The sequence below is a fragment of the uncultured Campylobacter sp. genome (assembly GCF_937997405.1).
Lineage (GTDB): Bacteria > Campylobacterota > Campylobacteria > Campylobacterales > Campylobacteraceae > Campylobacter_B.
In genome coordinates, this window is sequence record NZ_CALKTL010000112.1 from 1 (window position 1) to 10948 (window position 10948).

The 10948-nt window shown below is 46.8% G+C and carries 10 protein-coding genes; 2 read left to right on the forward strand and 8 right to left on the reverse strand.

The genetic code is table 11. From position 1 onward, the window contains the following. Nucleotides 1–269: 269 nt before the first annotated feature. Nucleotides 270–1559, reverse strand: a complete 1290-nt coding sequence (gene hisD, locus Q0372_RS05945; RefSeq protein ID WP_298103751.1) for a histidinol dehydrogenase — start codon at nucleotides 1557–1559, stop codon at nucleotides 270–272. Between the two features lie 157 nt (nucleotides 1560–1716). Here hisD and Q0372_RS05950 point away from each other — a divergent pair, with 157 nt between their 5' ends. Further along, nucleotides 1717–2757 (forward strand): tetratricopeptide repeat protein, encoded by a 1041-nt coding sequence (locus Q0372_RS05950; RefSeq protein ID WP_298103754.1) that lies wholly within the window; start codon nucleotides 1717–1719, stop codon nucleotides 2755–2757. A 336-nt stretch (nucleotides 2758–3093) separates the two neighbouring features. Here the strand turns inward: Q0372_RS05950 and Q0372_RS05955 are convergent, their stop codons facing one another. The 4 genes from Q0372_RS05955 to Q0372_RS05970 are packed head-to-tail and all read right to left on the reverse strand — an operon-like array spanning nucleotide 3094 to nucleotide 7282. Continuing rightward, complete coding sequence (locus tag Q0372_RS05955) at nucleotides 3094–4116, reverse strand: OmpA family protein (protein ID WP_298103757.1); 1023 nt, start codon at nucleotides 4114–4116, stop codon at nucleotides 3094–3096. Continuing rightward, a complete protein-coding gene (locus tag Q0372_RS05960) occupies nucleotides 4103–5392 on the reverse strand; it encodes a MotA/TolQ/ExbB proton channel family protein (RefSeq protein WP_298103760.1) in 1290 nt (429 codons plus the stop codon). Before Q0372_RS05960 ends, Q0372_RS05955 begins: the two co-directional genes overlap by 14 nt. 1 nt (nucleotide 5393) lies before the next feature. Continuing rightward, entirely contained in the window at nucleotides 5394–6458 is a 1065-nt protein-coding gene (gene fbaA, locus Q0372_RS05965; protein ID WP_298103763.1) for a class II fructose-bisphosphate aldolase, read from the reverse strand. 14 nt (nucleotides 6459–6472) lie between these two features. Continuing rightward, nucleotides 6473–7282 (reverse strand): peptidyl-prolyl cis-trans isomerase, encoded by an 810-nt coding sequence (locus Q0372_RS05970; protein ID WP_291936539.1) that lies wholly within the window; start codon nucleotides 7280–7282, stop codon nucleotides 6473–6475. 105 nt (nucleotides 7283–7387) lie between these two features. On the opposite strand from Q0372_RS05970, the gene nth reads away from it, so the two are divergent. After that, the gene (nth, locus tag Q0372_RS05975) at nucleotides 7388–8023 is read left to right on the forward strand and encodes an endonuclease III (RefSeq protein ID WP_298103766.1); all 636 of its coding nucleotides are present in this window, start codon (nucleotides 7388–7390) and stop codon (nucleotides 8021–8023) included. A gap of 433 nt (nucleotides 8024–8456) precedes the next feature. Here nth and Q0372_RS05980 read toward each other — a convergent pair whose 3' ends face one another. From Q0372_RS05980 to Q0372_RS05990, 3 genes are all read right to left on the reverse strand, one after another. Beyond that, nucleotides 8457–9734: a M20/M25/M40 family metallo-hydrolase gene (locus tag Q0372_RS05980; RefSeq protein WP_298103770.1), complete on the reverse strand. Its 1278-nt coding sequence runs from the start codon at nucleotides 9732–9734 to the stop codon at nucleotides 8457–8459. Between the two features lie 236 nt (nucleotides 9735–9970). Continuing rightward, nucleotides 9971–10231, reverse strand: coding sequence for a heavy metal-associated domain-containing protein (locus Q0372_RS05985; protein ID WP_298103773.1), 261 nt, complete (start codon nucleotides 10229–10231; stop codon nucleotides 9971–9973). Continuing rightward, nucleotides 10224–10625, reverse strand: coding sequence for an aryl sulfotransferase (locus Q0372_RS05990; RefSeq protein WP_298103777.1), 402 nt, complete (start codon nucleotides 10623–10625; stop codon nucleotides 10224–10226). Before Q0372_RS05990 ends, Q0372_RS05985 begins: the two co-directional genes overlap by 8 nt. Nucleotides 10626–10948 lie beyond the last annotated feature (323 nt).

Consider the following 10948-nt stretch of genomic DNA (forward strand, 5'->3'; position numbering starts at 1 on the left):
TGATTTTTTCATTTTTCTCTCCTTGTAAAAAATCAGCGAAAGTATATCATTTCGCTTAGTAAATTTGCCTTAAATTTTAATCAAATACGACCGTTTTTTTAAATTTATAGCGCTTTTGAAATTTTAAAATTTTAATCTCGCCGCGACGCTTATATTTTTTAAAATTTAACTCATCTTTAAATTTTAAAATTTCGGCTCTTGGTTTAGCAACAACCGCCGGTGCTCTTTAAAATTCCGACCTTGCCGTCTCTTGGAGCTACAGCGTAAAATCACTTCTCTTCAAATCTAATCTGCACCGATTTTTTGTGCGCGCCTAGCCCCTCTGCGTCCGCTAGCGCCATACACACGCCTCCGAGCTCGTCTATGGCGCGTTTATTTAGCGCTATGATCGAGCTTCGTTTGATGAAGTTATAAACCCCCAGAGGCGAGAAAAATCGCGCGCTTCCGCCTGTCGGCAGCGTGTGGTTGGGGCCCGCGAGGTAATCGCCCATCGCCTCGGGCGTGTAGTGACCCAAAAATATCGCGCCTGCGTGGCGTATGCGCGGAAGCAGCTCGTAGGCGTTTTCGGTCGCGATCTCGAGGTGCTCGACCGCAAGCTCGTTCATCAGCTCCACGCACTCGTTCATATCGCGCGCGATGATGATCGCGCCCTTGTTTTGGATGCTGGCGCGAGCGATCGGTTCACGTGCAAGCGTAGGCAGCTCGCGCTCGATATGCTCTGCGACGGCAAGAGCGAATTTTTCATCGTCGCTTATCAAAAAGCTGCTCGCGATCTCGTCGTGCTCGGCTTGGCTGAGCAGATCCACAGCGATGTTGCGCGGATTTGCCGCGGCGTTTGCGATGATGCCCACTTCGCTAGGGCCCGCGATCATATCGATATTTACGTCGCCGAACACGAGCTTTTTAGCAGTTGCGACGAAGATATTCCCGGGACCCGTGATGACATCGACCTTGCCGATCGTGCGCGTGCCGTATGCCATCGCCGCGATCGCGCTGGCGCCGCCCACTTTGTAGGCCTTTTTGATCCCCAGCACATGCATAGCCGCAAGCAGTAGCTCATTTACGACGCCGCCCACGGCGGGGGTGCAGACGCTGATATCCTCTACGCCCGCGACGATTGCGGGGATCGCGTTCATCAGAAGCGAGCTCGGATACGCTGCCTTGCCCCCCGGGATATACAGCCCCGCGCGATCCACGGGCGTAATTTTTTGCCCGAGCATCGCGCCGCTTGGATCGAAGCTAAACCAGCTTCTCTCAAGCTGCTTTTCATGATAGGCGTAGATGCGCTCGTATGCGACTTGTAGCGCGTTTTTAAGCTCTGCGGTTAAGCCTTCATACGCAAGACTCATCTGCTCTTGCGTGATAGCCAGATCGCCCTGCACGCGCCATCTGTCAAATTTCTCAATCTGTTCAGCTAGCGCCTCATCGCCGCGCGCTCTGATATCTTCGATGATACCGCTTACGACGGGCATTACCGATCTCATGTCCGTCTCGCCGCGGCGCACCAACCTCGCAAATTCCTCTTTGAAATTTGCGTCCGTGCTTTTTAAAATTTTCATTTTTGCTCCTTGTAATGCTTGGAATTTTAACGCTTTTTGCTAAATTTCGCCTTTAAGCTCGCGGCTGTATAAATTTAAAGACCTTTTGGGCCCGCCGATTTTCAAAAGATTAAGCGAAAATGAAATAAAATAGCCGAAATTTTAAATGGAGCGATGTATGAAAAAGATATTTTTAGCGCTGATCGCTACGGCGGCCTTATCGCTAGCAGAAGCCATGGCTTTGCCATCGGCGGAACAAGAAGATCCCGGTATAAGCAGATTACAAAGCGAATGCGATAGCAACAATACCTTAGCATGCGTGAATCTCGCCATGGCATACTATTCGGGCGATGGCGTGAAGCAGAATTATGAAAAAGCAAGGGAGCTAAATTCTAAAGCCTGTAGTTTGGGCGACGGCTGGGGTTGCACCACCTTGGGGGCGTCATACGAATACGGCAAGGGCGCGGAGCAAGATTATAAAAAAGCGACCGAACTGTATTCTAAGGCCTGCGACTTAAAAAATAGCATAGCTTGCGGCAATCTGGGTGTTTTATACCACTCAGGCAAGGGAGTAAAGCAAGATTACCAAAAAGCAACCGAACTGCTTTCCAAGGCTTGCGATTTGCAAGAAGGTGACGGATGCTACAATCTCGGGCTTTTATATGCATCTGGCGAAGGCGTAAAACAGGACTACAAAAAAGCGAGCGAGCTATATTCAAAAGCTTGCGATTTAAAACATGGCGAAAGCTGTCATAATCTTGGAATTTTATATGAAAAAGGGGAAAGCGTAAAACAAAGCTACCAAAAAGCGAATGAACTATACTCTAGAGCTTGTGAGTTAGAGCTTGCCCAAAGCTGCTATAATCTCGGGAATTCATATGAAAATGGTAGTGGCACAAAGCAAAACTACAAAAAAGCATATGAGTTATATTCTAAGGCTTGCGATCTAGGATTAGTCAATGGGTGCTACAATATGGGAGTCCTATACTATTTGGGCGAGGGCGTAGAGCGAGATTCTAAAAAAGCAAACGAGCTATTTTCGAAGGCTTGTCGCTTGGAATTTGCCGACGGTTGCTATAATCTTGGGATTTCATATTTCTATGGTGAAGGCGTAAAACAGGATACAAACACTGCAAAAAAATATTTAAATAAGGCTTGCGATTTAGGATCTCAAGTCGGTTGCGACGGATATAAAAAGTTAAATGAGCTAGGCTTTTAATTCATTTAAATTTTTAAGCCGCCCGTGAGCCTGCTTAAATTTACAGCTTAAATTAAAAGTCTAAATTTAAACCATATTATCGCGTGGCAGCGCTAAAAGCGCGTCAAAATATGCAGGGCTTAAAATTTATATCCATTCCGCTGCGGCAGATGCTGCGTAAACGCTGCATAAAATTTAGCGAGCCACTCCCTTTTACGACATTCGTGCCAAAATAAACGGATGCATTCCGCCGCCGTTGAAATTTCAGATGAGCCGTTAATTCTTTAGGAATTTTAAAATTTTAAGCTCTTCCTTTTTGCGGACTAAAATTTCGAGCGAGCCGTTAAGGGCGAGCTACTAATTCGTAGCGTTCGCGTCGAACTGCAAAAATTTCCTGATCTCCTCCATCGCCTCTTTGTTTGAAAGGGTAAATTTTATCTCGATGCGGCGGCTAGCGTCCTTGTCCTCGACGCCTCTACGCATCACGGGCTGCGTGTAGCTGCGACCGCTGGCGATGAGATATTTTTGCAGTCGCTCGTCTTTATTCCACGAGTTGATGAAATCCATCACAGCAAACGCCCTGTTTTGCGACAGCTCGAGGTTGTACAAATACCCGCCGTCGCTGTCCGTGTGCCCTTCGATGATGATCTGATCTAAATTTTCGCGAATTTCATCGTTATTCAAAAGCGTGGTGAAATAGCTCTGCAGCGTCGAGCGGAGCGTCTCTTTGGCGCCCTCTTTCAGCTCGCTTGAGCCTTTGTCGAAAAGGATCGACGAGCTTAGCGTCATCGCGCCGCTTTCGTTATCGATGCGGATCTTGCCGCCCAGCTTTTCCTTCAGATCGGCGATGATCTTGACCTTCATTCCAGTGAGGTTGCGGATGCGGTTTTTCGTGACGTTGAGGTCTTGTAAAATTTTATTAAAATCGCTCTGCTTCTGCGTGAGCTGATCGAGCAAAAAGGCGATTTTAAGCTCGTTTTGACTGATCGTAGCGTTGGCGTCGTCGCGCGCTTTTTGCAGAAGCGAGTTGATGTCTAAATTTTCTTTTTTCAGCTTCTCCGCCATCTCGGTTAGATCTTCGATCTGTATGAAATAGATGGAATTTTGCTTGCGAAGGTCCGTGTTTTCGATGTTTAGTTTCTCGAGCTGGTCGCTAAAAATTTTATTCAGCGCCTCAAGCTCGGCGCTTTTTTTCTCCTGGCTTTGCAGGCTTGCTAGCGCGCTTGAAATTTGACTTTCTTTCTCCTGCAGATTGCTTTGCGTGAGGAAGTATTTGACGATGATGCCGCCTACTAAAAGCACGAAAACAAAAAGCAGTCCCGCCATCAAATCGGCGTACGCGATCCAAAAGGTCTCTTTTTCTTCGTTATTCGTTTTCATCTAAAAGTGCTTTTTCATCGATGCTCGCAAGCGTTTTTCGAAGCTCTTCGATGATGCTTTCGTTGCTCGTTCGCGCAGTGTCCTCTCCAGCTAAAAGGGCCTTCAAATCCGCGCTTAATCCCTTAAAGCTAGCGTCAATTTTAGCGGCGTAAGCATTCTGTGAACTTGAAATTTCGCCCGCAAACCCGCCCAAGGAAGCATTTAGGCTCTTGATTTGAGTGCTTAATGCACTAGTAATGTTAGCCAGCTCGCCTTGCCCGTCCGTTAAAGTCTTAGACTGGCTTAGATACTGCGCGGAAATTCCGTTTTGAATTTCGATTAGGCTTGCAGACACGGACTTAAGCGCAGATAAAATTTGAGCGAAGCTCTTATCTAGCTCACCGTGAGCGAGATTTGTCCTTTGGATCATCTCTCCTGCCTTTTCAAGCTCTTCTTGTGTAATCGCCATACTTCGCTTCTCGGCTTCCATCACGCTTTCAAACGCGCCGATTTTTTCATCGATTAGGCGGTTTAGCCTTTCGGTAAAATTCGTAGAGCTCATCATCGCAAATGAGCGCGAAATTTCAGAATTAGCGTTTAAAATTTCACTCAGATAGCCCTGTGTTATTTCGTCTTTGTTCCAGAAAAAATTTTTAGTGGAATTTTTGTATTTGATGAGCAGACGCTCATATTTGCTAATGCCTTTTTTCTCAAAATATATCCACCAAAGCGCCAAAAAGATTCCATAGATCGAGACGTAAAACGCCGTACCTACGCCGCCTAGAAGCTGCGCGATCTCGGTTTCGAGCCCATCGATATTGCTTGAGGAAAAGTGTGGCATCGAAATCGCAATCGAGATGAAAGTTCCTAAAATTCCAAGCATCGGAAAGACTGCCGACGCGACGGAAGCGTAGTTTTGATTACGCAGCGAATAGCCGTATTCGTCCACAAAAAGATCAAAGCTGGCATCTGATTTTTTTTTGCCGCCGATACTTAAGAGATTGGCGACGATGTAATTCTTTAGCTCACGCTTGAAATCATCGATATTATTTTGAAAATTTAAGCAGCCATATTCTGCATTATGACGAGCTAAAATTAGTGCAATAATGAGCAAAACTGCAAGCATCAGGATCGAGTGCGTCTCTACCTTCAGCCCGATAAGCCCCAAATAGCCCAGCAAAAACACCACAAAAACCGCAATTGGCAGAGCTGCGATCTTAAAAAAAACGCCCGCTAACGAGCGCTCCTTCGCCTCAGGTAGCGTGATATCGAGCACTTCGTTATTTGGGCGATCCATATTAGTTCCTATTTAGGCAATTTAGATTGTCAAATGCGACTTGCAAGCGCGCCACCATACTCTGCTCGCCTGCTCTCAGCCATTTGCGCGGATCGTAGAATTTTTTATTCGGTTTATCCTCACCTTCCGGATTGCCGATTTGAGCTTGCAAATAACCGCGATTTTTGGCCTCATAAGCGCGCACGCCGTCCCAAAATGCCCACTGCGTGTCAGTGTCGATATTCATCTTAACGACGCCGTAGCTCACGGCCGCCTTGATATCGGAGGTCTCGCTGCCACTGCCGCCGTGAAAGACGAAATTTACGGGCTTTTCGGATTGCAGATTAAATTTTTCGCGGACGAATTTTTGCGAATTTTTTAGAATTTCGGGTCGCAGCACGACGTTGCCCGGCTTATACACGCCGTGGACGTTGCCAAAGCTTGCTGCGATACTAAATCTATCGCTGATTTTGCTTAGTCGCTCGTAAGCAAGCGCGACATCTGCGGGCTGGGTGTAAAGCCGCGCATTATCGACGCCGGTATTATCGACGCCATCCTCTTCGCCGCCTGTGACGCCAAGCTCGATCTCAAGCGAAATTCCAAGATCGCTTAAAATTTCCAAATACTTCTCGCAGGTCGCTAAATTTAACTCCAAATCATCCTCGCTAAGATCAAGCATATGTGAGCTAAACAGCGGCACGCCGTGAGCTTTTTTATGAGCGGCATTAGCTTCGATGAGCTCGTCAATCCACGGAAGCAGCTTCCTTGCGGCATGATCGGTATGCAAAATCACCGCAACGCCATAATGAGCCGCCAAAGCATGCACCTGGCGCGCGCCTGCGATAGCGCCCAATACTGCGGCATTAGGGCAAGTAGCGCCTGCATAAAACGCCGCGCCGCCGTTGCTAAACTGAATTATTACGGGCGAATTTGCGATTTTAGCGCTTTCCAAGACGGCGTTTATGGAATTTGATCCCACTACGTTTACTGCAGGGATCGCAAAGCCCTGCTGCTTCGCATACGCATAGACCTTACTTACGTCATCGCCGCTTAAAACGCCCGGTTTTACTATATCTAAAACGCCCATTTTTAGCTCCTATATTATTTATACTCGATTTTAGCGTTTTTGTGAAGATCTGCCGCTTTTTGCTCGACTACTTTTGCTGCTTTTTGCTGTCTAAGCACGCGCTCAATGAAAGGCTTTGCCTCGCTTTGACTTAACTGCTTTTTAGCTTGAGACTCCTCTTTTAATACGACGTGATATCCGACTCTGCTTCTAATAGCTTTAGTAGTGATTTGACCATCTTTTATCTTAGAGATCGCATCGGCAAAAGGCTTGACCTGATCGCTAGGCATCCAGCCTAGCTCGCCGCCGGTTTGTTTAGCCTGCGGATCGATAGATTTAGCTTTGGCAAGCTCTGCAAATTTAGTAAATAGTGCACTGTCGCTAAGCCCTTTTAACTGCTTAATAATATCGTTTGCCTCAGCTTCGGTTTTAACGACGATCTGAGCCGCTTTGATTCTCGCAGGCTCGGTAAAGCGCGCTTTGTTTTTGTTATAAAAATCGGCTATTTCTTTATCGTCGATATTTATTTTGCTGGCTTCTTTAGCCTGCCATACACGAAGCGCTAAGTTATCTTTTACGATTTCAAGCTCTTTTTTATAAACATCTTCGTCCATAACGCCCGATTTTTTAGCTTCATCCGTTAGTAGCATCAGATCGATGCCTTTATCGATAAGCTCCTTTTTTTGATCCGCGTTAAGAGCAGCGATATCTACGTTGCCTATGCCTTGAAGTAGCGGAGCAAGCTCTTTTTCGGTTACGTCTTTGCCATTTACGGTAGCGTAAACGGTAGCGTTAAGGCTGATAGCGGCAGCCAAACTAAGTGCTGTAAATAAAACTTTTTTCATCACAATTCCTTAAAAAAATTTTAATGGCGATTATAACTCAAAGTTGTTAACAATCAAACTGTACTTTAGAATTTTAGGGTAGAATTCCGCCTTGAGGAAATACAAATGAGAAGCAAAAAAGATATTTTAGAGATAAAAAAGAGAATTTTACAAAACTTCGCAGAAGAGCGCAGCGAGCTGAAATTTAAAGACAACTATCAACTTTTGGTCTGCGTGATGCTTAGCGCGCAGTGTACCGACAAGCGGGTAAATTTGATCACGCCGCGCTTTTTTGCGGAATTCCCAAGCGTTGCAGAGCTCGCAAAGGCCAATCTGGCGAGCGTAAAGCTGCTAATCAGCTCGTGTAATTTCTACAACAACAAAGCGGTAAATTTAATCAAAATGGCGCAGGCGGTAGTTCGCGATTTCGGCGGCGTCGTGCCACTTGATGAAGCGGGGCTAAAATCTCTTGCGGGCGTGGGGCAAAAGACCGCTCACGTCGTGCTTTTAGAGGGCGCGGGCGCAAACGTAATGGCGGTGGATACGCACGTCTTTCGCGTCGCGCATCGCCTGGGGCTGAGCGCTGCAAAGACGCCCGAGCTTACGGAGCGTGATCTAAGCGAGGCTTTTAAGACGGATCTTGGCAAGCTACACCAAGGTATGGTGCTTTTCGGTCGCTACACCTGTAAGGCGATCAAGCCGAACTGCAAAGAGTGCTTTTTAAACGAGCTGTGCAGCAGCAAAGATAAGAATTTTCCGTAAAATTTCAGCCTGCAGATGCGAGCTTAAATTTGACGAAATTTTAAAATTTTGATTCTTGGTAGCTGTGTTTATTATGATCTGTATTTTATAAAAATCGCTGCAAATTTTAAAATCAAATTTGTAATGCAAGAAGCTAAGACAACGTATCGTGAGGTCGTTTTGAAAGTTGTGCAGAAAATTTTAATTAAGGCTAGGCATAAAGCCTATCTTAGATTAAAATTTTCAAATTTATTTCAAAACTATCGTAGCAATGCTACAAGCGTAATTTCTATAAAAACGCTCAAAAGAGGAAGCGCCGTTAAATTTTAAAGGCGAAATATTTTTGTTCTAGACGAGGCGGATTTAAATTTAAGGGCGGGAGCTACCTCGTCGGTAGTGACCGAGTAAAATTTGAATCCAACGAAGTATAGGACAAAAAGACAAGCCGCTAAATTTATTGCAGTCTAGCGATTATATTTCTTACGACTTCCCCCATCATCTCCACCGACGCTATCTCGCAGTGCTCGTTCACGGAGTGCGGCGAGTGGATATTCGGACCTATGGAGCAGGCTTGCAGCTCGGGTTGTTTTGCGACCAGTACGCCGCACTCAAGGCCTGCGTGCACGGCGGCAAATTTGGCCTGCGGCTTTTGTTTTTGCAGCTCTTCAAGAACTAGATGTGCGAAGTCGCTGACGTGTGGCGCCCAGTTCGCCGAGCGGTCGGTTACTTTGACCTCAAAACCCAGCGCGCTAGCTAGCGTAGCGGTTTCAAAGCCTAGATTTTCGAGCCCATCACGCTTCATTGCGCGTCCGAAAAAGTCAAACTCGATCACGCCCTCTTTTTGCTTAACAGTCGAGAGATTTATGCTTTCATTTACCATGCCAAGCTGCGTGTCGTAGCTGCGCACGCCCTGAGCGAATGAGTTAATGAGCGCCAAAATTTTGCCGCTGTTTACCAGCACGTCCGCTTCGCCTTCGCCTAGGCTCTTTACCCACGCTAGGCCGCGCTGCGCCGGCTCATGCGCGCACAGCGCCTTACACACGGCATTTGCGGGGATCGAGTTGCTCCTCTCGCCAAAATCCAGGCTGATTAGCTCGCAGCCCTCCTCGGCGAGAAATTTCGCCAGCAGCTTCGTTGCATTTGGGATATTTTTGTGTATCTCGTTGCCCGAGTGTCCGCCGCTAAGCCCGGTAACGCCGATCTCGTAAATTTTACCGCTCTTTTTGACGCTCGCGGCGTCTATTTTTGCGCTTACGTTTATGCCGCCGGCGCAGCCCAGCGTCACGCGGTCGTCCTCTTCGCTGTCTAAATTTAGCAGATTGGGCGATAAAATTTTACTCTTAAAAGCGTTTGCGCCCACGAGCCCGACCTCTTCGTCGTTGGTAAATAAGCACTCTAAATTCGCAAACTCCCGCATCGCGCCCATCATCATCGCCACGCCGATGCCGTCGTCAGCGCCTAGAGTCGAGTTTTTCGCCCTTAGGATGCCGCTTTCCTCGATGAGCTCTAAATTGGGCGCCGCGCCCACGCAAACCATGTCGTAGTGGCTTTGCAAGCAGATTTTAGGCTCGCCCTTTACGGCATGGATGTTGCCTGCCTCATCGACGTTTACGCTAAAGCCCTGGCAGCGCGCAAAATCCGCTAAAAACTCCCTCATCTGCTCCGTTTCGCAGCTACAGTGCGGTATCTCGCACAGCTTTTTAAAATCGTTCATAACCTCGTTTTTTTGCATGTTTGCTCCTTTAGAATTTATTGTAGCGCGGAGTATATGCGGCGACACATACCGCTAAATTTAAACGCGACAGCGCCGACATAGCGCTTCCGCAAAATACGCGCAGAATTTCAATCGCGCTAGCTTACGCTGCAGGCAAGCTGCGCAAAATGAAATTTTACGCAAAGTCACATGAATTTTACCGAAATTTAGCAAGAATTTTATTTAAAATTTAGTCTGAATTTTGCCGGGGATTTTTATTTTACGATTACGCCCTCATAGCCCGTTTTTGCGATCGCCTCAAGCATCGCGGTCTCATTTGCATCATCCTTTGCTACGACGGTCGCGGTTTTGCTCTGCTGCGAAACCTTCGCGCTTATCACGCCTGGCGTTTGCAAAAGCGCCTTTCGCACGATCGTAGTGCAGAGCGGGCAGTGGATTTTTTCCACGTAAATTTTAACCTCTTTGTCGGCAAAAAGCGCCGTAAATCCAAGCATCAAAAACAAAATTTTACGCATAAAGCCCTCCTAAAATTTCGGGATATGTAAGCATAAAGGCAAGCAAGGCTCCTAAGAGCGCGTAGATCAGAATCCATTTTTTGCGCCCGCTTTGCAGCGAGCATGCGCGTGGCTTTTTGAAAAAGAAAAATGCCGAGAGCGCGAAGCAAAAAAGCGCTAACGCAGAAAGCGGCGCGCGGTAACCTTCCAGCGCCTCCGCGCCTGAAAAAATGGAAAAACTCGCGCCGAAAATCAAAAATAAAAGCGCAGGCAGGCAACAAAACGTCGCCGCAATCGCGCTAAAAATCGCGGCAAATATCAGCCACAGACTGCGCGCACCAAAGCGATTTTTGCCAGGATCTTCTCGCTTTTGCGCCGAGGTTTCTTGCGCGGAATTTTCTAGTTCAGTTTTCAAATTTTACCTTTTAATTATAATCTTGCCATAATCTTGTCGCACCCTCGTCGGCTTTAGGCGTAGAATTTTATCTGCAAATTTTAAATTTAAATTTCACCCTTTTAAGCGTCGTATGCTAGTCATTTATCGCTGAATGCGGATATAAACCGACCGCGGCATTGCGCAGTGTCACATAAAATGAATTTGTCAGTCCGCGGTGAGCCATGAAATCAAAGGCATAAATGTTCGCGCGCTCGTTCTTGATCTGCGTGAAATAAAAGCCACCGAAGCGCCACCAAAGTTTTAGCGGCTAAATCCTGCACCATCATCTCGCAATGGAATTA